Genomic DNA, 22,338 nt, shown 5'->3' on the forward strand with positions numbered 1-22,338 from the left:
CTCTATCACCTCTCAATTTCTTTACAGTAGATTTTTTTCTTGCAGAACCCCTGTTAATTTAGCGCGTAATTCTTCTAAATCAATAATATTATCCAAAATTACGACGTTTCCTAAGCTTGCACCGCCTTCTGCAATATCTTTTGCAAGGAAGAACACGTCTGCATCCTCTGGTGTTGCAGAACCTAAATCAGAATGATTTACTTCTACGCCGCTTACTCCCATCTCATTCAACAACTGTTGAATATTCATTTCTACCATAAAACTTGTTCCTAATCCTGATCCGCATACTGTTAAAATTTTCATTATTCATCTTCTCCTTTTTTTCGCATCATAGCTATAATTTCAGCTGAAGTTTCAGCTTCTTTTAAACGTTTTAATGAGTCTTCATTTACTAAAAATGAGGTCAATTCTGCCAGCGCTTTTAAATGTAATTTGTTATCAATAGCTGCTAGACAGATAAACAAGTCAATTGCATGTTCTTCTTGGTTCAGTAACAAAACTGGTTTCTTCATTCGTAGAAGGGACATACCAAGCTCTTGTACACCTTGTTCTGGCCGGGCATGAGGAATAGCTATCCCTTTCCCTATATGAATAAAAGCTCCCATTTCTAAAACTCTATCAATCATTGCTTGAGTATAGGCTGAAGTAATATAATGCTGTTCCTCCAAAGGTTTTGCTGCTAGTTGGATTGCTTCTTCCCACTCTAGAGAAGCGTCAGAGAATTGAATCTTATCCTCTGTTAAAAGTTCAGAAAGCATAGGGGCGTAACTCCTTTCACGTGTATGGCTCTGTCTTAAATGTTTCGTTAAATCTTCATAAAGCGCTTTTTCATTTTTAATAGTTGCATATTTTCGTATGGTCGCCATTAACTTATCCATTGGGATAGTTGATTGTACCGGCAAATTGAAATCAGCTGCCACAGCCTGCTGCAAATAGTTTTCCTCTAGCGCTGTTAATAATGGACGTGTTAAATAAACAGGCTTGGATGATTCCAAATAAATAGTTGAAAAAATCATATCGTAACTGTCTGGTGACAGCTTTTCGATTTCTGCAGCCGAATATGATTCTGTAAAATGCAATTTCGGAAACAATTGTCGTAATTGCGTTCGCAGCATCATAGAGGAACTAATCCCGTTTGGGCAAACGATTGTGGCTCTATACACTTTAGGTTTAGCCTCTAGTTTTCGAACATGCCCACCGAATAAAATCGTAAAATACCCTATCTCTTCATCTGAAATACATTTTCCCGTATATTCAGAAAGTGGCTTCAACGCCTGTTTAACAAATTCAAAGAGTACACCGTGCTCTGTTTTAATTGTGTCAATCAACGGATTTGATAATGGCACTTCACAGATGATTCTAAAATAGGCTGGTACCAAATGTTTATATAAGAGCGATTTTAAAATGTGCCTTTCCTTAAATGGTACTAATATTAAGCGCTCTACTTCTGAAATAATAGTACTCGATACAAGGGCAAGCTTTTCATCAATATGGAGCTCTTCTATATTCTGCATAGCAGATAACAATTGAACCGTTAGATAGATAACCTCTGCTTCAGCCACTTCATCAAATAAATATGCTGATAGCTCTTCCCCCATTTTTAGTAAGGGCTGTTCTTTCATTAATTTAATTTGCTGGATTGGTAGAATCAGTTTATGATGCCCTGACCTGCACTGTAGAAATAAGAGTTCATAAACTAGCTGATCTAGCCGGTTACTAACAAAATCAATCCGATATTTTTTAGCTAAATCATTTACGTTCTCTCTAATTGCTGAACCTGTATTTTCATAATTCCAACTATTAAGAACCTGCTTCATCCCTGAAATGCCCATTGGCAATTGCAAAAGTGTTCCAATACAAATAGTTGCAAATCGACGCTTAAGCCTCTCTTCTCCTTCTAGGTGAAAGCCATCTGTCCGGTTATAAGATAACTGAATGCCTTCTTTCTCACAGTACGAACGAAGCTTTTTAATATCCGCTAGTGCTGTATTCCTGCTTACCTGCAGAAAAGACTGATAATGTATATTTGCTATCGGCTCTTTTCGAATATACGTGTATAAATAAATTAAGTATATCCGCTCAGTCTCTTGAAAAACTGACTGCTGACGGTTAAGCGATGTTCCTTCTTGTTTCCAATAGTTTTTAATTCTTTCATCAACCTTAAATTCTATATCAATCACTTGAATTTTCGGTAAATCTAAATTGCTTAATGCATTGTTCAACTTATCAAGCGTATAAGCAAATTGTCGAGGTGATAAATTTATTTGAAGCCTCAACTCCGGAATTGATAGCTTCGGGTAATTAATCATCTGCTCAAGCAGCTGCAATGTTTTATGATCAAACATCTTATTATCCTCCTCATGTTTATTATAAAATAGAAGTGTTAGCGATTACATAACTGTTCAATCCAATCTTTGTTGTCGTTTTAGAATAGCTATTGGACTGAAGGTTATATTTTCCATTTAAAAGTTTAATATAACGCACCCCAGAATGACAAACGTATATTTTTTGATTTTTATCTTTTAAATCTATAGTAAAGCAATTTAAATGACATCCCTTACTATAGTAAGCTTTTCTATCGGCTTAAAAAAACAAAAAAGAAGTGACCCTTTGGTCACTTCTTCTGTTCATTAACTATTTGCCGAGCTGTTTTTACTTATCAAACATTCACTTGCATTCAGTTTCTTAAAAATGACAACAGCGCTTCGTTAAATTCGTGTGCATGCGTTGCATTTAAGCCGTGCGGACCGCCTTTTATTAAAGCTAATTTGGAACCAGAAATAGCTTCATGCGTTCGTTTTCCGCTATATTCAAATGGAACGATCTCGTCTGCATCACCGTGAATAATAAGAGTAGGTATTGTAAATTTGGCTAGATCGTCTCTGAAATCCGTTTTGCTGAAAGCAGCTATGCAGTCAAGTGTACCTTTAGGCGATGCGGCGGCTGCAATATCCCGGTTGTAAAGTCGAAATGGTTCGCTGACTAAGTCATTTCCGGCTTCAACCCCAAAAAATGTTTTTGTAAAATCATCAAGGAAAGCTAAGCGATCATTTTTTACGCCGTTTTCAAATTCTTGGATTCCTGCATCATCCAATGCTCCTTCAGGATGATCTTCTGACTTATAAAGAAATGGTGGTACAGCTCCTGCAAATACAGCTTTTTCTACTCTATCCGTTCCGTAAGTTCCTACATAGCGAGCTACTTCTCCGCCGCCCATTGAAAACCCAACTAGTGTCACATTTGTTAAATCCAAATGTTCTAGCAGCTGATGTAAATCAGCAGCGAATGTATCATAATCATAGCCGTCCCATGGCTGAGAAGACTTTCCGAATCCTCGGCGGTCATACATTATGACTCTGTGTCCAGCCTCAACAAGAGCCGGAACTTGATATTCCCAAGATCGTCCGCTTAGCGGCCAGCCGTGAATTAAGACAATCGGCTTCCCTGTCCCATGATCCTCGTAATATAGTTCAATAGGTGCTTCATTTTCTGTTCCTACATTAATTTTTGCCATTTCGCTACCTCCAGTATATAGTCGTTCTTTATTTGGTTAAGTGGTCGTAAACCTAGCGTAGATAATAAAAAAGATGGCTAACTCTCCTATGATGAGGGTGCTCGGGACGACTAAAAGTAAGTTAATAATAAAAAACACAGCTAAAATCCCTAAAAACAAGCCTAAATGATACACTTTCAAACGATGTTCTTCGAATCTATACTGGTGAAAAACAAGAGTGGTTGCCATGAAGTAAAGCAGCACGGATCCGAATACAAAATATAAGCTGAATGTGTACTGAACTTCGTGTAAAAACATCAGCTTAATCGATGCTGCAATCATGCTTAGAGACATGAGGATAAGTAAGTGTCCGTAAATAATCGTTTGTCCGGCTCTTTGGATAGACTTGTTCACTTTCTTTTCTACGTTCTCAAAGTACTGCCACCACATGGCAATGATCAGGACAAATGAAATAACCGCAAATAAAATGGTATTCCAGTCCCCTTTTTGTGGCTGTATCACAGCAAGAATGCTGACAACGGATTCTCCAAACAGAATTAATGTTAGTAACGCAAAGCGTTCTAACAAGTGAGCGGTGTTGGTGGGTAATTTCGCTAACCGTTTATGTCCTAAAATAGGTAAAATCATGTCCACTGCAATTCCCGTATATAACACGGCGTAGCGGACCCATGAATCAAAAAAGAGCGACAGAAGCGAGATAAAAATCCCAATTCCAAAGCATGTTCCTAAAAACACAGCAACTTTTTTTCTCTCACCCTGTTCAAATTTCTGAACAATAAGATATTGAATTGAGGTTAACGCTCTTAGCCCGATATAGCCAATCAAAAAAGACACGTAATATTGATCAAAATCTACGGACAGGCTTGAGATCATGATAAGAACAAACAGCATTTGAAAAATCATAAAGATGCGCTGATGTAAAAAATCTTGTCCAAATCGATTGATAAACATCGTTTGTCCCGTCCACGCCCACCATATCGGAATAAAGATCAGTGCAAACTTTAACAAATACTCTCCATGAATATACCCTTGTTCAACGTGAAGCAAAACATGCGTAGCAGTCGCAACGGCTGCCACAAATAACAAATCATAAAAAAGCTCCAGCCACGTAACTTTTTTTTCTTCCACTACTCCGCATCCCTTCCTATCATTTATCAGGCTGTCGTTAATATACTTTATTTTATATACAAGAGACGCATCATGACAGGTAGCGTAGTAAAAGATAGGTGAGCCAGCTGTTCATCAGCCGGCTCACCTATCTAACAATTTATCTTATGTCGTTACGTTTTCTCCGTCACATAAATGATCCACAGATGCCATTCTACTTTCATGTCTTATATGTAAAGAGAACGACCTTTAGCAAGATGAAGCTCCGCTATGTTAGACACTCTGCTTGCTGAAATCGCGCTGAGCTCCTCTATAGCTGCCCATTAAGTTTTGATAACCAGGAAGATGACTAGAAATTAAATTACCAAAACCTTCAACGTCGTTGCGCCAGTCACGCTGCAGCTCGCACGCTACGCTAAACCAGTTCATAAGCTGTGCACCCCCGTGAGCCATACGCGTTAATGCTGCATCCGCTACTTGCTTATTGAACGTCCCTGAAGCATCCGTCACAACAAACACTTCGTAGCCTGCTTTGATGGCAGAAAGTGCAGGAAAAGCAACGCAGACATCTGTTACTACACCGGCGATAATCAGCTGTTTTTTCCCAGTCGCTTTAATGGCTTTAACAAACTCTTCGTTGTCCCACGCGTTAATTTGTCCAGGACGAGCTATTTTTGGCGCATTAGGAAACAAGTCAATGAGTTCTTGCATGAGCGGGCCGTTGGGTCCATTTTCAAAGCTAGTTGTTAAAATAACCGGTAAATTAAAGAATTTAGCCGTATCACCAAGAGCCAATACGTTGTTTTTAAATTCATCAACACCATAGTCACGTACAAGGCCGGAAATAAGCCCCGTTTGGTGGTCAACTAAAAGCACGGCAGCATCATCTTTTGAAAGGCGAGAGTAAAGATCAGACATTTTATAATCCTCCTTAAATTAAGGCAAGTAAGGATACATGTACCTCTTCCATTCCTTACAAGCGGTCTATAATTTGAACGGTTTTATGGATTTCATTTATGATCTGTTAGGTAAAACATATATAGAAAGAAAAGCTATTTCTGAGGTGAAGGTTCGTGAGGTGTGTTCTCTTTCTTAATCTAGAACAGGAACAGGCGCTTGATCAATCCAATGAATGAACTGCTGTAGGTAGCGTTGAAGATAACGTTTTGTTGATTCATCGGTTAGTACCTTTTGTTGAGCATCAACTTTTTCGTGAACTTGCGAAATCAGCATTTTTTGAAAGGGTAAAACATTAACTTGCATAGCTTCCAGTACTTCTCTCGTTTGCATTTGAGCAAAAGCCGTACCGAAGCCTCCAGGTGTTGCGCCAATTAGTCCAACTGGTTTTCTGTTTAAAACAGAAGAAGTCCGAGGTCTTGATGCCCAGTCTAAGGCATTTTTTAACACTCCTGGAATTCCTGAATTGTACTCTGGACTAACTATAATAACGCCGTCAACATCTTGAATCGCAGCTCTAAAGGATGCGACAGATTCGGGTGATCCGTCAGCTTCTAAGTCTTCATTAAAAAAAGGCAGGCTGCTTATTTCAATCCAGCGATATTGAGCTGAGTCATCTAATGTAGTCAATGACTCAGCAATCATTCGGTTATACGAATTCTTTCGTAAACTTCCACAAATAAGACCAATGGTTTTTGTCATCTATTCACCTCCTTACTTGGAATTAATTTCATATTACCACGGTGTTTCAAATATAGATATTAGTTTTATATATAGATAAATTAATTCCTTCTTTGTACCTAATTTAGAATTTAACTAGTGTTTTACTATTACTAAAAGAATTCTTTTAGTAAAATTCAGTCTAAGTCTCTCACTTCAAAAGGAATCAAAGCTCTTTCAATTTGATCTCGATGAGTTTCATACTGTTCAGGCAGCATGAGCTTTTCTCCCATTGTTTCAAGTGATTCATCATGTGCAAAGCCTGGAGGGTCTGTTGCAATTTCAAATAGAATTTCTCCGTGCTCCTTAAAATAGATCGCATTAAAGTAATTTCGATCTCGAACAGCCGTTACTCCGTATCCGCTGTCGGCTACGTATTTCTGCCATTCTAACTGATCTTCATCATCTTTTGCTCGCCATGCAATATGGTGAACCGTTCCAACGCCCATTTGCCCGCGTCCAATGGTTGTTAATTTTAAATCAATCACATTTCCAATGTCAGCTGATGATTGAAGGCGTATAAAATCTCCTTCTTGCCCTACTTTTTGTAGACCCATTACGCTTTCTAATAACTGAGCTGTTTCATGAGGCTTAACAGATAATAACGTAGCGCCTCCGAATCCTTTAATGGCAACATCAGGTTTAATTTCACCAGCTTGCCACGTATTCTTTTCGCCTTCTTCTCTTTCCACAATCTCTAGATGCAAACCATGAGGATCGTCAAACTCTAAATACTGTTCTCCGAATCGCTCCATCTTTGTAGCTGGAACCCCAAACTTTGCTAATCGCTGTTCCCAAAAGTTCATCGCACCTTTTGGAACCACATAGGAAGTTACGCCAACTTGCCCGTCACCTATTTTTCCTTGTCGTGCATTTGCCCACGGGAAGAATGTAATAATCGTTCCAGGTTTTCCCCCTTCATTCCCAAAGTAAAGATGATACGTTCCTGGATCATCAAAGTTTACCGTTTGTTTGACCAAGCGTAATCCTAGCACGCCCGCATAGAAATCAACATTTTCTTGAGGATGACCTACAATCGCCGTGATATGATGAATACCCGCTGTTTTTTTACTCATTACCACCATCTCCTTCGATACATTTTTCGTCATATGTTTCGTGATCCCTTTTACAATTACAACTATTTATCGCAAATATCTCGAATTCGAGATATTAGTCAAAAAATAAAAGCGTCTTTCTTATTCAACCCATTTTCTCTTTTAGAAAATAAACGTATCTAGTGCATAATAACCTGGTCCTGCAATTGCTACACCGATTGCTACAACTAAAAGCGTAAGGTTATATTCATACCCATTTTGTGTTGCCCAGTATCCATTCGGGCCGTGTACTTTCACAATCGCCATGACCATTGTTCCCGCAATCAAAAGCGCTCCAAGCGGTGTAAGAAGTCCTGCAGCAAATAAAGCTCCTCCTACTAACTCGGATAATCCAGCCATTAACGCCATTCTAACACCTGGCTTCATTCCGATGGATTCAAACCAGCCGCCCGTTCCTTTTAAGCCGTGCCCGCCAAACCATCCAAATAATTTCTGAGTTCCATGAGCCATAAAAGATAACCCAATGACTAAACGTATTAACAACAAACCAATGCTCACCATTTTTTATTCCTCCTATTTTTTCATCAATTTAAAATCTCGAATTAAAATATCTTTAATTAAGGATAATTATAAAATCATATGGTTCTACTGTCAACATAAATTTTTATATTTTTTTGCAGCTAGTTGAAACGCTTAACGACGTATTAAAAACATATTCATGATTTTATATGGATATGAGCATGGAAGTGGAAAATATAATGGGTGGACTTTGTTGTTCTTACTAAAAGTGCAATGGTTTTTGAAACGCAACTATACTTAATGATTCTAAGCCAAATTGAGACACTTTTTTGTATCAAAACTTATCTCAATACCTATAAACAGAAGCGTATACATAAATAAAAGAAGCATCTCCTATCGCCAGAGTTTGCTCCTTTTATTAAATGAGCTCAAACAAGCGGAGCCATTTGCAATTTAGTTCTCTAAAGCTAATTGTACTTTATACTAAATCATAGTTTAACTCTTACCTCTGTACCGTCAGTAGCTTTGACATCTACTAGTACCATTCCCTTATGTTTCTTCAGTTCCTTAACAATAGGCTTTAGCATGCTTTTATCTACTATCGGAAAAGTGAAATTCAGCCCTTTTCTTTTAAAATGGTCTTTTGTCCATTTATCCGCATGCTTCTGGATAAATTTTGAAAAAGCAACGCTAATAGCAATGTTTAAAAGAGCATATGGAACTGGAATGCTAAATCGAACATCTTTTGTTTTTACTTTTACATGAATCATAAGTAAACCATTACTCTATGATGACTGAAACGGTATCTCCGTTCGCCGATTTAATATCAACAATTTGGCCATCTAACTCGTTTTCGATTGCTTCAACAATCAGGTTTATATCTATATCTTTTACATATTTTTCTGATTGAGGAATACTTGCTGCGATGCTGTGTCCCGCCATTAATACCAGCTTGACAAGCTTGATTGGCAAATTCACCTTTACATTATCGTTTTCAGTTGACACAACTCGAATTTTCAACATTTTATCTAGATACGCATTCGGTTTCTTCAAAAGCGTATTGCCTGTTTCTTCTTTTTCCTTTAATACTTGTATCAGTTCTGATCCCTTTTCTGCATCAATTTTGCCTTCTTGAACCATTGTTAACACTTTTGTAATTTCCTCTTTCACAAAAATCCCCCCTATTCTTCCTTTAAGAGCTTGATGGCTTCTTCTGCTGTAATTTCACCATTTTCTAGCATAGACACAACTTTCTTCTCGTCTACTTCATTTTTCTTATTTTCTACATATCCAAGAGATGAAATGATGTCAGTAAGCTTGCCTCGGACGGTTGGATACGAAACTCCCAGTTCCTTTTCCACTTCTTTGATATTTCCTCTGCATGTTAAAAACACTTCTACAAAATGAAGCTGATCACTTGATAAGGATGCCAGCTTAGATAATTCGAACTCATTTTCAATCGTCGTGTGACAATGACTGCACTGCAGCTTTGTGATTTTTAACGTTTCACTGCAGACAGGACAATTTGTAAGTACTTTATAAGCCATAATCAAATCCCCTTCTTTTAGTTAATTTGATTATACAACAAATATTCAACGTTAAAAACAATAAAATTAAATAATTTTAACAAATAAATTAAAAATATAAATTTACATTTTAATAATATTAATAATCTTTTTAACGTACACATAAAATCAAATAAAAAAAAGAAGGATAAAAACCTTCTCTTAAACTACATAATTGCTTTTCAGCTATCATTCAATTGATCTATTTACCCTGCAATCTGAGCCCTAGTAAAAGTCCCATTTATATTTCCTTCTACAACGATGCTATGTCCTGCAAACATATCTCCATCAGAAAAATAAAAATCAAAATCACCTTCTGGATAAACGGATATAGTATCTAAACTCATAAAATCCATAAACATGTCTTTTGTAATCCCCTCTATTTCATCCTCTTCCTGCAGCCAATCATTTGCTAGATCGACCAGTTCCGCCGCTGCATACATTCTAATTTTTTGATTCCATTTATCCTGCTCTTCAAAAAGTGTATGTGCTGTCTTCAACGCAGACTTTATCATGTTTTCATCTTTATGCCAGTCAAAATACAGCTCGCACTTTTCATTCGCCCAAGCAATGTTTCTTTCAAAAACCTTAATACTTTTTTCAAGTGTAAACTTGCCAAGTATCTCATCATAATAATAAACTGGCTTCACTGATTCTTTTACTATCGTTTCTAGCTCTCCGTCTTCATACTCTGGTTCCAGAATATTAACGAGCATCATTGAATCCGTTCCCGTACGTACTTGTAGCTTTACAACGGTATTACTTTGCAGTAGATTCATTGCTTTTTCCACTTCATCCTCGTCCACTAACCATCTAAGCTGTATCTCTTCTTTCTTGACTGCTTCATTTCTCTCTAAACTTTTCCATGCAATTAAATCAATTGATGCTGTCCATAAAGTCTCTCCACTGGACATTCCAGCACCAATCCCTACTGAACCTGTAACCGCTACTATGTCAATTACTTCTTCTGAGAATCCTTTTTCAAATTTCTTTTTTTCACTGAATTTACTCATTTAATGTACATTCCCCTCTTTAACTGCTGTTGAAAAATTCGCCCTAAATATATAGTTACAAACTGATATGTCGTTCTCTACTCTTATTTTTTATAACGGTCCACCTTCAAAACCGATAGGCCATCCGCTTCTGTTGAATTTTACTTTATACTGAAAGGCATTGGGGTAATCCCCATAAACAAAAGCTAAAGAAAATCCTGCAAGAATATGTCCGTCAAAATTTAAAAGCCGCCCAAAACTTACAGCGGACAGATAATAGACGCTGAATTTTTGCGAAGAAATGAACTGCTTTAAATACTTCAATGACCTTTTAAGATAGATATGTAGTTGTTCTAATATACAATCTGCCATTTCAACGAATTCCTCATATGGCTTTTCACTATTTCCCTCTACCGTAATTTCAACTTCTTTCCATTCTCCTATATCCGTACTCCAAAACCATTGCCTTGTAACTGGGACTTCTGCTTCGTATTCACTACTATTCCATTTTTCCGCTGCATGTTCATCAAGTGGTTTAGATAGAACAAGCTTTTGATACCCCTTTTGCTTGAAGTTAGAGATTGTGTAATTCTGTTTAGAAAACTCAGAGTGACTCATTTATTCCCCTCTTCCTTCTATGTTTTTACTGCTATGTAGAAATATGTTTTGACTTGCTAAGCTTAATTTTAGTATCCCGCAAAGCAGACATCAATTAGATTACTTATTCTTCTTTAATAAAAACACTTTTCCGAATTACCGTTACTATAGTACATTATCCCTTTTGATATGAATACACAGGTTCCAAGTTTATCTAAGAGCTTTTTGTTTTGACACGGCAAAAGGCAGCCACTTGATATAGAAAAGAATTATTATTTTTTGGGATTTTTGAGAAAATATGAGCATTAATAGTTATTTTTGGTATAATAGGAAAGGCTTTTTATGATCCTTAAGAATTATATTAAAGTAAAAAAAAGAGAAATACGGAGGAAATACAACTATGAAAATGTTAAAAATTGCTTTAGGAGTACCTCTGCTAGTTTTAGCGTTAACAGCTTGTGGGCAAGAAAATAGTGAACCAGCATCTCGACAAGAACAAACGAAGTCAGAAACAGCAGTACATACTAAAGAAGCTTCTAAAGGTACAGCAGATACTTTAAAAGAAGCATCACCTAGCACGCTACATACTAAATCTACTAAATTGCAAAAGGCTGCAAATGCTAATAATGCAGACCGGAATTATCTTATGGATTTGATGGCTGGTTATCAATATATCCAAGTAGGTAACAACGAATATATTTATTATGGAATCAACCAAGAAGAAAATATTTTTTCTATAATGCAGGTAACCTTTGATAATGACATTAACTATATTCAAGACGTTAATATAATTGACAATGCTTCTGCAAATCAAATCGCTACGTTGCAAAGCCAAATTCAAAATCAACAAGCGCAGCTATCTGACCTTGAACAAAAGCAAATGAAAAAAGAGTTAGATGATTACTATACGCAACTAGAAGCAGATCAAAAAGCTAAAACTGAGGCTGATGATAAGGCTGCAGAAGTTATAGAAGCACAAGCTAAAGCTGATGAAGAGGCACAAGAGCAGGCAGATCAAGAAGCTAAAGCACAAGCTGAAGCTGATAAAAAGGATGAAGAAGAAGCACAGGCACAGGCTAAAGCTGAGGCTGATGCACGAGCGAAAGAAGAGGCTGCAGCTGCTCAAAAACAAGACGAAGCTGAGGCTGATTCTCAAGAACCAGCTGAGCAACCAGAATTAACACAAGATCAAATGGAATCAGTTGAAGCTGCAAATGATGTAATGGATTTCATTGGTGACTGGTTATCGCCAGAAGCTTCCCAAAAAATCCAAGAAGAACTAGCTGCAAGTGGTGACGGATCAAGTCCGACTTTAGATCACTGCTATAGAGCTCATGAAGGAGCAGAAGAAGATTCTGACGGTTTTTGTTCAGCACAATAAATAATGAAAGGAAGTAAAGGTCTCCCTTTTGTTCTTTTTATTTTATGAATTTGATAGATGCTGAAGTAGGATGAGTCGATTCGAAATTCTACCTATACTATTAAACATAGATACAATATACATATTAATTTGGAGGAACAATCATGTACAAAAAAGGTTTAATCTCATTAGTAGCAGCAACTACATTTTTAGTTAGCGGCTGCCAATCAGAGGAAAAAGCAGATTCAAAAACAGTAGAAACAGAAAAAGGTACTAATCAAGAAGCTAAAAATAGTAGTGCTGTTAAGACTAAGCAAGATAGCAGTAGCACTAACAACATGACTCAAAGTAAAACTGAAGAAAATACTAGCACTCCTGCAAATAATAAGCAAAATGTGACAGGTAGTAATAATGCAACTGCCACTCATAAAAATGATTCACAAACTGATTCTAGCAATCAAAGTAATTCAGGGAGTAACAATCCAGCACCTACTAATACATTTGTTCCATCAAGTGATACAGCAGCCCTTTTTATGGGTGATTACATAAATGGACTAACAGAAGCAATTAACACGGGAAGATTCGAGTACTATGTTAGCGATGGTCTCAAAGGCTCCCTTTATAATCAACAGAAATCATTAGTAAGTAAGTTATACAAACAAGGTATCAAGGAAAGATGGGAAGACTTTTCTGTAATTAGCTTTACTAAAACAGGAGAATCTTCAAAAGGAGCACTATACAAAATAGCAACTAAAGAAACTGTAACTGTTATTAAACCTAGTGGTGCTAAAACTACTAAAAAATATAATTGGATGTACTCTGCAATCTTTACTAATAACAGTCTATATCTAACAGATATCGCTAAAAACGGCCCAATAACAACCGTTTCAGAGAGCGAGGCAACGAATAACCAAAATCAGTCTACAGATAATCAAACAGCTACAAACAGCCCAGCAACTACTAGTAAAAAAGAAGAATATGTATATAAATTGAACCATACCAAAGATATGTTAGAAGTTAGTGCCAATTCTGAAAGCGATTTTGAAAGAAAGCAGCAGTACGGACAGAATTACCAACTGTGGGATGGTTTGTTGAATGAAATTTATGGTGTCTTAAAGACGCAATTGTCCGCTTCGGAAATGAATAAACTTCAAGCTGAGCAACGTCAATGGATCAAGTCTAGAGATGCAGCTGCTCAAGCAACTTTTGATGAAGAAGGTGGCGGTACTTTATCTCAAGCTGAACAAGTACGTACATTATGGGAAGTTACAAGAGACCGCTGCTATGATTTAGTTAATAATTATATGAAATAAGTGGAGCAAAAAGAGCAGCTAATGAAGCATCTTATTATGCTGTTCATGCCGCGGACGAAGCACGATCTTCTAGGCACAATCATTAAGAGTTATTAGTACATGTAGCTCTATCAATCAAATATGTAAAAACTAAAGTACAATAATAAAAGAGAGAGAAGGAATAACCTTCTCTCTCTTTTATTTTATTATCTCTGTTTGGGTGCCCTTTTAAACGCACTCCTCTATTTTATAAATTAACTGGAGAAACGCCTTTTTGTAATTTCCGTTTATTTGAATTAGTTAAATAAAAATGCACTGCTTATTTAACTTATATTGATAATTTTCTCATGTTTCGTTGCAAACATATAAAAGGGGCGTATATGATTCCATATAAGTCGTTAAATCAACTCCATTTTTTCACCTTTTCAAATAAATACTGCACTCCATATAACAAATATGCTTTGTAATGAAGATAGATAAAAAATTGAAAATGATTTAATCGGTTTAAACTTACAATTTTTAACCTTTTAAGAACATCAATAAAGTAAAAAGCAAAGATTCCATCAACTATAATATTCAGTAATATAAACTTCTTAAAGTTGCCATACGAAGATTTAAGCAGCCACATTGAAAGTGGCATATAAGGTCCAATGCTAAAAGGAAGTTCATCTTTTATAAACGAATCTTTTTTGTCATAAAATCTCCACCACTTCCTCTGATGCCCATACAAATGATTAATAATTTCTAAGATAATAATAAAAACCCCTGCTAACGAATAACGTTTTATGCTGCGTTTTCCTATAAACAACAATGATAACCACGGAATCGCTATTATGGATAAGTTAAATCCTAAGTGTTTTCTTGATATCATAAGTGAACTCACCTCAATGTATTTTATCTAGTTCTTCTTATAGTGTCCGCCTATTACAAAAAAAACACAGACCATCTATAATGGTCTGTGTTTTTTATTAATGCGCCTTCTGTTCAACATTAACTCTCTTGATAAAGAACGAGATAATCAATCCAACAATGGAAACAATGATCGCAAAGATGAACGCATGTTGAACACCGTTGGTAAAGGCAAGAACTTGGTTTAATGGATCCATTTTATCTGATACCGTCTCAAGGAAGCTTCTTGAACCTGATGAAAGAATGGAAATTCCAACAGCTGTTCCAATTGCGCCAGAAACCTGTTGTAAAGTGTTCATAATTGCTGTTCCATGCGGGTACAGCTCAGGTGGAAGCTGGTTTAATCCGTTTGTTTGAGCCGGCATCATAATCATCGAAATAGCTATCATAAGCGCAATGTGCAGAGCAACGATAAACCCTGTTGACGTTTCCAGCGTTACGGTTGAAAAACCATACATGGTGCCGGCTACAATTACAAGACCAGGGATAACTAACCATTTAGGACCAAAGCGGTCAAATAATCCGCCCATAACCGGTGAAAGAATTCCGTTAATCACTCCTCCAGGAAGAAGCATTAGGCCAGCGGCAAAGGTTGATAAAGCTAGTGATGTTTGTAAGTATAAAGGTAAAATCATCATCGCAGACAGCAGTACCATCATGCAGACTAGAATTAACAGAAGACCGATTGTAAACATCGGATACTTAAAGGCTTTAAGGTCTAACATTGGCTCTTTCATCTTCGTTTGACGAATAGAGAATGCAACTAACGCAATAGCTCCAATCACAAGAGTTAGAATAACCTGTAGACTTCCCCAGCCTCCGCCTTCTCCGGCGCTGCTAAATCCAAACACGATTCCGCCAAAACCGATTGTTGAAAGAACAACAGAAATCATATCGATTTTTGGTTTCGTTGGTGTGGTAACGTTCTGCATAAAGAAAGCTCCAAACACTAAGGCAACAAATAACAGCGGAAGTGAAATCCAGAAAATCCAGTGCCACGTTAATGTTTTTAAGATTAAGCCTGATACGGTTGGTCCCACAGCTGGCGCAAACATAATAACAAGGCCGATAATCCCCATTGACTTTCCACGTTTATGCGGCGGGATAATAACAAGAATCGTGTTAAACATAAGCGGTAAGAGTAAAGCAGTTCCAACGGCTTGCACGACACGGGCAATCATGAGTACCCCAAAAGTTGGTGCAATAGCGGCAATAAATGTTCCAATGATGGAGCAGATTAGAGATGCTATAAAAAGCTGTCTGGTCGTAAAACGCTGAAGAATAAAACCTGAAATAGGTACCAAAATTCCTAACGTTAACAGATACCCTGTTGTCAGCCACTGTGCGGTTGTTTCGTGAATGCCAAAGCCAGAAATTAGCTCCTTTAACGCCATATTTAAAGCTGTTTCACTAAATAAACCGATAAATCCAGCAATAAGAAACGACGTAATAATCGGCAGCACTTTGATGTTAGAGCTTTCGGCTACTGTTTGTTGATTACTCATATTAAATTGTCTTCCTCTCTTTTACATACTCTTTTTGGTGAACATTTTTCTATCTCAATGATAGGTTGATTAGCAGACAAACAATGCATATTGATATAAAGATTAGTGATAGGTTTAAGGCATTATGTTGACTAAGCTTTTTCTTTCTCTTCTCTTTTGATCGAAGTGCTTTTTGTCTTCTAAATTCGTTTCTTTCCACAGATCCCTCTCCATTTCATTTCTAAATCAACTTTAGAAACCTTCCTATGTAAACTAATTTCCATTCATAATATGGAATTTTTAATAAGTAAGTTAAAACGAAATAGAACGATAAAATGAATTTCACTCTATATAACAGGAATATTGTAACACAGCTATAAGTACTGTTTCCATCTAAAATATACTAAATAACAACAGCTATATACCTAACTTGGTGCCCTGTGACAATTAAAATTTGTTTCTGTTATATGCTTTTTGTTCCGTTTGTCCTAACAGAATACAACTAACTTTTTAATCATCAGTCAAAAGAAATAGTATCAGAAATGAAGTAATAGTAAAAATTGATACTATGGAGGTGTTTTCTTATGAAAAAGTATGAAGTAACATTTCATCTAATTAACGGTGAAATAAGTCATTTAGTTGAAGCTAAATCACTTATTCGTGCAAAGAACTACATCCAGTATAGGTTTGAAGATAAAAGTAAAATATTGGACTTATCAAATGAGTTGGTCATTGTTAAAAGGAACGTCCAATACTTTACGGTAGCTGAAAAAGAATAATTAGCTATGTAAAAGGACGTTATCTACAAAAGTAATGTCCTTTTATATCCATACAATATCTTATAGGGTAGTCTCTTTTTTCCTATTCGGGTCACTAACATTTTTTCTCCAACTTCAATTCACATACTAAATTCATCTAACTAAAAAGATATTCTTCTAAGCAGAAGAATATTATAGTTAAAATTTATGTGGGTAATGGGTAGCTCTGAACAGAATTATTGAATTCAGTGTCTCCCTTTTAATAAATGACGGAATTCATCTAGGTTCTCCTCTGTATTTTTGTATTCTGTAAAGCGCACCCGTAGAAATGAAAAAAGCAAACTCACTGCCACGCGAGTTTGCTCTTTTTGTTCTTTATTGAAATTTCTTCAGTTTAACTTCTTGCCCCATATCCTTCATCCTTTTAAGAGCTTTTCTATAGTCTTGATCTCTCATATGCAGCACTTTATCAGCAGAAGGTTTAGACTGACCAAATTTTTTTAGCGCTGCTCTATACTCGCTGTCACCAATGACTCCATTCGAAACAGTCTCTTTAGGCGAACGCTCAAAAACGGGAGCAGCTTTTTTATTGGGAACCTCTTCGGTACTCTGCTTTTCTTTATGTGTTTCTTTGTCATGAGGCTTATGAGCCAGCTTGTGGCCTTTACCTGTTAGGAACATCAAAAACGAGAGAATTAATACCACAATGCTCAATACACACGAAAACGTAGAAAATGTATGATACGTAATGATTTCAGATTTTACATGTAGAGATTGCGCGAAATTTTCTTTACTAGCCATCTGGCTCTCTGCGCTTACTGTTGCAAGGTGATCTTTATACACTTTGGCAAAGACGATGCTGCTGATTACAGGGATGACTGCAGATACTGTAACTCTTATAAATTGAACCGTGACCATCCGAGGGACTAAACTTGGTAGTGGTCCGCCTAAAGCTGCACCCATAAGACCTGCAGCAACTGTGAACCCTACTCCTGCGATTAAAGCGGCAAAGCTGCTAACAAAGAGGAAAGCAGAAGCATGACCGTCTACATACATCCACTGTATGTTCACTCCCATAATAATGACCGCTCCTATAATACCTAATACTCCCGGTCCAACTTTATCATATAATACGGCACTTAATACGGCCGCAATTGCTATTCCCGCAAAAAGCCCGATATAGATCAGTGAAGTGTCTCCTTTATCAAAACCGGATCCGCTTTTAAGCAATCCTTGTAGAGATAAAAGAGTTAAACTCATACTAATATTGCCTATAACAGCAATTAAGATAGCAAGAGCTGGTTTTCGAGAAGCCACTAATCGAAAGGGAATTAACGGATTTTTAATATGCCATTCTGCTGCGAATAAAAAGCATAAAAAAGTGATGCTTCCCACTATGCCTATCCATACATAAGTAGATGCCCATCCTGATTTTTGAAGGTTAAGTAATGTAAACGTAATAAATACGGTAACCATAAACATTAACGCTACACCGATGATGTCAAATGGTTCATGATGTTTGTGCTGTTGCTTGGCGTGATCATTTGTTAAAAATTTGTAGCTAAAACCTATTCCCAGTAAGGAAAGTACGGCCGCTATATAAAATAACCATCTCCAGTGTCCGTAGCTGTTCACTAGCATTCCGAGAAAAATACCCACAACGCTAGATCCATAAAATCCGCCAATAAGAATCAGTAATGCCAAGTTCCGTTTCTGAATTGGAAAAGAAAGAACCAGCATTGGAATCATCATCATAAGTGCTAAACCCGTTCCTGTTCCTTGTAAAAAACGACCAATGTCCATTCCTAAGAAGCTGTTAGACACAATACTTACGATAGCTCCGATAAGAAACAAACACATCGAAAGAACATAAGTCCTTCTCTCCCCTATTCTGTGTCGAAGGATAGGTCCAAACGGAATAAAAAATGCAAAGCTTATAACCCCTATTAAAACCGGTGTTATCGAAATATAAGATTGATTGTTAAACGTTTGTTGGAGAATTTCACGTATAGAATTTAATGACGTGTTTAACATTAAACCAGGACCAATAGCTAAAACTGCCAGTAAGGAAATCCCCCAGTGTTTTTCTATTTTCATACTACAATTCCTTTCTGCCTTTCATGATTGTAAAAAACTAAAAATAATATCTTTATTTGAACAAACTAAAAAATAAAGCTTCAGTAAGGAAGCTTTATTTTATTTTCTAAGCCTGCCACTCGAATTGGCCCTAAAAGTGTTAGCCTGGTTAATTTATCAGCCATAAATGCAGGGCTAAACTTCATATCACTTTCTAACCAAGAACAAATCACACCTATATGAGCTGATGTGATATAGCTAATCAGGATATCTTTAGGGATATCAAGTCCATCCTCTGCTTCTCCAATCGAAGAGATTAGCTCTCCGTACACTCTTCTCTTTACAATTTCCGTCATATGACTTCTGAATTGAGGTAATCCTCGATCACTTAGCATAACTTTAAAATAATCGGCATGGTCATAGATGAATTCAAAAAGCTTTAAGAAAGAAACGGATTCATCGTTTTCTTCTACTTCTGAGGAATCCTCATTATTTTGTTTTGGTTTTACTTTCTCTATTAGCTCTTCTAGAACTTCATTCATACTCTGCATGAGAAAGTCTTGCTTATCTTGGTAATGCAAATAAAATGTTCCCCGCGTTAATTCCGCTTTTTCCGTAATTTCTTGAATCGTAATGGATGTAACGTCTTTCTCTTTAAGAAGTTCGACTAAAGCGTCTCTTAAGTATTTATTTGTTCTTTTTATCCTGGGATCTACTTTTGCTTTTTTAAACATCATTCGTCTCCTTGTATAACTTTTATTAAGTATTAGACATATGATTGGGACTTGTATAGGTGCAGCCATTTAGGCCTTTTCTAGTAATTAACTATTTAAACTACCATGTATGCTCAACACACATTCTGCACATGATGTAAACTAATGAACATCATGTATATTAAGTCTCACAAAATATAACCAGTCTGTCAATATCAAAAACTGATTAAGAACGAATCATTTGGTTGTTAGATATGGATGGCGTGAGCGCAGGAACAAAATCTTTTGTAGAAACGTTCAAAAGAAATGGTAATGGTGAAATCAGTCACTTAATTGAGTATGCACCAGCTAGAAGCACCTGCATACACGAAACCTACGTTCACAATCACAATAAAAAGATCCGAACATTTTATCATTCGGATCTCCATTCCACTAAACTACTCTTAAGCTCTTTTCTCGCTACTTTTTCACCCAGTTGTCATCATCATCTTTTTTGTACTTTGTTTTCACTGCATTCCAAGCGACTTTATGAGCCGTAGCTTCTTCTTTGTATTCGTCACTAGCTGAATTAAATGCTTCTTTATAAATTTCCTGAGCATGATGAGGAAGGTTATCTTTTACTCCATCAGGCAATTCTTTTAATGAATTGTAGGGCATAATCGTATTCCTCCTTGAAAACATCGTTTACTACTGATTTACCTGTTCTTAATGAGTATAAACATTTAATAAATAATGAGAATGAATAACTTTTAGGCTAATCATATTCATTTTGAAAGCTCTCGCTAACTATAGGAAGGGCTTCTTTTTGATGAGTTTCTTCTATATAATTATGGTAAAATGGTATAAAAAGGAATCAGATTAAAGGAATGTGTATGTCTTTTATTCTTACCAATTGATTAGGTATCGGCATAATTTCCGCTTTCATATTTTTTGTAAATATCGTTCTTAAAAAAAGCATAATGTCTCTTTTAATTTCTTTAATTACTTTATTATTTGGTTTGTTTTTAATTTTTTACGCTTCTCATAAGATAAGTGGATTTGACCTTATAGATGTATATGTAAAGGGATTAATCGTTATATTTGAAGGACTAATCTTCTCAGTTGCTACAAGTATATTCATAGTGATACAGGAACTAAATAAAAAAGAAAACAAGCTAAAAAGTTTCTTAAAACAAAAATGTATTGAACAGTGTACACATAAAAAAAGAGAATTAAGAACAAGGAACATACTAAAATGATTGTTTTTACACTGTTCCGCGAGCCATTCTGTCTATTTCAGACTAGCATTATTTTCATTTCTTTAGTTAAATAAAAAGACCTTCTTTTGTTAGGAGGTCTTTTTTACACTAATAATATCAACATATAAAGAATCAAAGCTATCACATAATTGAGGTGAAGAGAATGAAAAAATTGAATAAAGATCACTTACTTTGGAACATGCTAAAGCTGTGGATTTCTATACCTAGAACTATTCGTGTAGCATTTCTTTGGGCTTTTATTTTAGGAATCTCTTACTTGGGGTGGGTCAAGATAGCCCACAGATTTATTTAGCACTAGCGATTTATCTCTGCTGAAATTCAATTGAAGTAAACAAGAAGACTAGGAAAGATAAACTGCTGAAATGAGTATAGAATTAAAGGAGAACTATCTTGAGTCGTTTTATAAAATTAGTTGTTATATCCATTTTATCTACCGCTATTTTTAGTACTGTCTACGGAATCATTAGCTTAACACCTGAAAGTGAAAAAGAACCTAATGTTTATTACTTTAGCTTTACAGATACATTCGTATTTACGTTCATGTATACTTTGCCCGTTTATATAGTTGTTGGAATTATCTGTTCCTATCTAATTGATATGGTAGCACGTAACATGCAGACAAGAAAAATGTACTTTTCTAAACTATTAATGTACTCGTTAGCAGGATTAGTTCCTGCTTTAGCATTTTACTTTCTGTTTGAAGGAATTCAGGTAGATTACCAATTATTATTTTATTTTTTTGCTTTAGGTATTCTTGCAGCTAATACTTTTTATCATATTTTGCTACTCATGAACAAGATTTTTAACAGAAAGAAAGTTTAATTAAGATTGGCTTTTGCCTCTCACAAAATTCACATTATGATACATAAGGCTTTTAATATAAAAAGAATGATTTTAGAAAGAGGAAAATGTGTGAAACGTAGTCAATTGTTGCTTTTATCGTTATTTAGTAGTTTGTTAGTTATTCTGGTATCGTTGTTCCAGTGGGATCTCGTTGATATGATAGTAGAAAGTGGGAGCCGTTTGTTATTCAGCTCATTACTATCGGATTATGGTTCTTCTTTCCCTTTGATCAAGTAAACTTGGATTTGAACTTCAAAGTCCACCAAGGTAAGAGAGAAGAGATTGCTGCTAAAATAGAAAATGACGTGATTAAACCTAACTTGTCTGATAGTCCATCACTTATTCAATTACCTAAAGAGTATACTCAATTGTCTAAAGGTGGAGGAGAAATTGTATTAGAAACCAAAGGAAAAGAAACATCAATTCTTTTCTTTACGTACCGCGGGATGCTAGACAATTTTTCAGGATTCGTCTATGACCCAAATGATCATAAACCTTCAAAAAGCGATTTTGACGGAGATTTTAAACAAATAGAGAAAGTACATAAGAACTGGTATTATGTATCTTCCTATTGAAAAAAGATACTACTTAAAAACTAGTCCCCAATCGTTAGGCATA

At 36.1% G+C, this 22,338-nt stretch carries 23 protein-coding genes; 5 read left to right on the top strand and 18 right to left on the bottom strand.

Translation table 11 applies throughout. The features are described from left to right. Positions 1-21: 21 nt before the first annotated feature. From LJC66_RS18895 to LJC66_RS18955, 13 genes are all read right to left on the bottom strand, one after another. Positions 22-303 carry a PTS sugar transporter subunit IIB gene (locus LJC66_RS18895; RefSeq protein WP_028414844.1) on the bottom strand — a complete coding sequence of 94 codons (282 nt, stop codon included), beginning with the start codon at positions 301-303 and terminating at the stop codon, positions 22-24. Beyond that, positions 303-2,345 carry a BglG family transcription antiterminator gene (locus LJC66_RS18900; RefSeq protein ID WP_230933284.1) on the bottom strand — a complete coding sequence of 681 codons (2,043 nt, stop codon included), beginning with the start codon at positions 2,343-2,345 and terminating at the stop codon, positions 303-305. The genes LJC66_RS18895 and LJC66_RS18900 overlap by 1 nt, the downstream gene beginning before the upstream one ends. 332 nt (positions 2,346-2,677) lie before the next feature. After that, entirely contained in the window at positions 2,678-3,514 is an 837-nt protein-coding gene (locus LJC66_RS18905; RefSeq protein WP_230933285.1) for an alpha/beta fold hydrolase, read from the bottom strand. A 36-nt stretch (positions 3,515-3,550) separates the two neighbouring features. Beyond that, positions 3,551-4,642: a low temperature requirement protein A gene (locus LJC66_RS18910; RefSeq protein ID WP_230933286.1), complete on the bottom strand. Its 1,092-nt coding sequence runs from the start codon at positions 4,640-4,642 to the stop codon at positions 3,551-3,553. Positions 4,643-4,894: 252 nt separating this feature from the next. Continuing rightward, positions 4,895-5,539: an isochorismate family cysteine hydrolase YcaC gene (gene ycaC / locus LJC66_RS18915; RefSeq protein ID WP_230933287.1), complete on the bottom strand. Its 645-nt coding sequence runs from the start codon at positions 5,537-5,539 to the stop codon at positions 4,895-4,897. A 174-nt stretch (positions 5,540-5,713) separates the two neighbouring features. Further along, a complete protein-coding gene (locus LJC66_RS18920; RefSeq protein ID WP_043980920.1) occupies positions 5,714-6,280 on the bottom strand; it encodes an NADPH-dependent FMN reductase in 567 nt (188 codons plus the stop codon). A 155-nt stretch (positions 6,281-6,435) separates the two neighbouring features. Then, the gene (locus tag LJC66_RS18925; RefSeq protein ID WP_230933288.1) at positions 6,436-7,374 is read right to left on the bottom strand and encodes a ring-cleaving dioxygenase; all 939 of its coding nucleotides are present in this window, start codon (positions 7,372-7,374) and stop codon (positions 6,436-6,438) included. A gap of 141 nt (positions 7,375-7,515) precedes the next feature. Beyond that, positions 7,516-7,914, bottom strand: a complete 399-nt coding sequence (locus tag LJC66_RS18930; RefSeq protein WP_013084346.1) for a DoxX family protein — start codon at positions 7,912-7,914, stop codon at positions 7,516-7,518. Between the two features lie 446 nt (positions 7,915-8,360). Continuing rightward, positions 8,361-8,642 carry a hypothetical protein gene (locus LJC66_RS18935; RefSeq protein WP_153253988.1) on the bottom strand — a complete coding sequence of 94 codons (282 nt, stop codon included), beginning with the start codon at positions 8,640-8,642 and terminating at the stop codon, positions 8,361-8,363. Between the two features lie 10 nt (positions 8,643-8,652). Further along, the gene (locus LJC66_RS18940; RefSeq protein ID WP_230933289.1) at positions 8,653-9,042 is read right to left on the bottom strand and encodes an SHOCT-like domain-containing protein; all 390 of its coding nucleotides are present in this window, start codon (positions 9,040-9,042) and stop codon (positions 8,653-8,655) included. An 11-nt stretch (positions 9,043-9,053) separates the two neighbouring features. Beyond that, positions 9,054-9,419: a DUF2089 domain-containing protein gene (locus LJC66_RS18945; RefSeq protein WP_230933290.1), complete on the bottom strand. Its 366-nt coding sequence runs from the start codon at positions 9,417-9,419 to the stop codon at positions 9,054-9,056. A gap of 224 nt (positions 9,420-9,643) precedes the next feature. Beyond that, positions 9,644-10,450 carry a DUF2262 domain-containing protein gene (locus tag LJC66_RS18950; RefSeq protein ID WP_230933291.1) on the bottom strand — a complete coding sequence of 269 codons (807 nt, stop codon included), beginning with the start codon at positions 10,448-10,450 and terminating at the stop codon, positions 9,644-9,646. Between the two features lie 90 nt (positions 10,451-10,540). After that, positions 10,541-11,047, bottom strand: a complete 507-nt coding sequence (locus LJC66_RS18955) for a hypothetical protein (RefSeq protein WP_230933292.1) — start codon at positions 11,045-11,047, stop codon at positions 10,541-10,543. Between the two features lie 379 nt (positions 11,048-11,426). Between LJC66_RS18955 and LJC66_RS18960 the strand changes: the two genes are divergently transcribed. Further along, complete coding sequence (locus LJC66_RS18960; RefSeq protein WP_230933293.1) at positions 11,427-12,407, top strand: cell envelope integrity TolA family protein; 981 nt, start codon at positions 11,427-11,429, stop codon at positions 12,405-12,407. A gap of 143 nt (positions 12,408-12,550) precedes the next feature. Next, positions 12,551-13,699, top strand: a complete 1,149-nt coding sequence (locus LJC66_RS18965) for a lysozyme inhibitor LprI family protein (RefSeq protein ID WP_230933294.1) — start codon at positions 12,551-12,553, stop codon at positions 13,697-13,699. 382 nt (positions 13,700-14,081) lie between these two features. On the opposite strand, the gene LJC66_RS18970 is transcribed toward LJC66_RS18965, so the two are convergent. Both LJC66_RS18970 and LJC66_RS18975 read right to left on the bottom strand, forming a co-directional pair. Then, positions 14,082-14,549 carry a hypothetical protein gene (locus LJC66_RS18970; protein WP_230933295.1) on the bottom strand — a complete coding sequence of 156 codons (468 nt, stop codon included), beginning with the start codon at positions 14,547-14,549 and terminating at the stop codon, positions 14,082-14,084. A gap of 97 nt (positions 14,550-14,646) precedes the next feature. After that, positions 14,647-16,092 (bottom strand): DHA2 family efflux MFS transporter permease subunit, encoded by a 1,446-nt coding sequence (locus tag LJC66_RS18975; RefSeq protein ID WP_230933296.1) that lies wholly within the window; start codon positions 16,090-16,092, stop codon positions 14,647-14,649. 563 nt (positions 16,093-16,655) lie between these two features. Here LJC66_RS18975 and LJC66_RS18980 point away from each other — a divergent pair. Beyond that, positions 16,656-16,850 carry a hypothetical protein gene (locus LJC66_RS18980; RefSeq protein WP_230933297.1) on the top strand — a complete coding sequence of 65 codons (195 nt, stop codon included), beginning with the start codon at positions 16,656-16,658 and terminating at the stop codon, positions 16,848-16,850. A 354-nt stretch (positions 16,851-17,204) separates the two neighbouring features. Here the strand turns inward: LJC66_RS18980 and LJC66_RS18985 are convergent, their stop codons facing one another. The 3 genes from LJC66_RS18985 to LJC66_RS18995 all read right to left on the bottom strand — a co-directional run bounded on the left by LJC66_RS18985 (position 17,205) and on the right by LJC66_RS18995 (position 20,275). Then, the gene (locus LJC66_RS18985; RefSeq protein WP_230933298.1) at positions 17,205-18,926 is read right to left on the bottom strand and encodes an MFS transporter; all 1,722 of its coding nucleotides are present in this window, start codon (positions 18,924-18,926) and stop codon (positions 17,205-17,207) included. A gap of 80 nt (positions 18,927-19,006) precedes the next feature. Beyond that, positions 19,007-19,639: a TetR/AcrR family transcriptional regulator gene (locus LJC66_RS18990; protein WP_230933299.1), complete on the bottom strand. Its 633-nt coding sequence runs from the start codon at positions 19,637-19,639 to the stop codon at positions 19,007-19,009. Between the two features lie 438 nt (positions 19,640-20,077). Further along, positions 20,078-20,275 carry a ChaB family protein gene (locus tag LJC66_RS18995; protein ID WP_028409873.1) on the bottom strand — a complete coding sequence of 66 codons (198 nt, stop codon included), beginning with the start codon at positions 20,273-20,275 and terminating at the stop codon, positions 20,078-20,080. 992 nt (positions 20,276-21,267) lie between these two features. Here LJC66_RS18995 and LJC66_RS19000 point away from each other — a divergent pair. Both LJC66_RS19000 and LJC66_RS19005 read left to right on the top strand, forming a co-directional pair. Then, a complete protein-coding gene (locus LJC66_RS19000; protein WP_230933300.1) occupies positions 21,268-21,699 on the top strand; it encodes a hypothetical protein in 432 nt (143 codons plus the stop codon). Between the two features lie 266 nt (positions 21,700-21,965). Further along, the gene (locus tag LJC66_RS19005; RefSeq protein WP_230933301.1) at positions 21,966-22,295 is read left to right on the top strand and encodes a hypothetical protein; all 330 of its coding nucleotides are present in this window, start codon (positions 21,966-21,968) and stop codon (positions 22,293-22,295) included. The last annotated feature ends 43 nt before the right edge of the window (positions 22,296-22,338 follow it).

This window comes from Priestia sp. TSO9, assembly GCF_021029645.1.
GTDB classification, from domain to species: Bacteria; Bacillota; Bacilli; order Bacillales; family Bacillaceae_H; genus Priestia; species Priestia megaterium_E.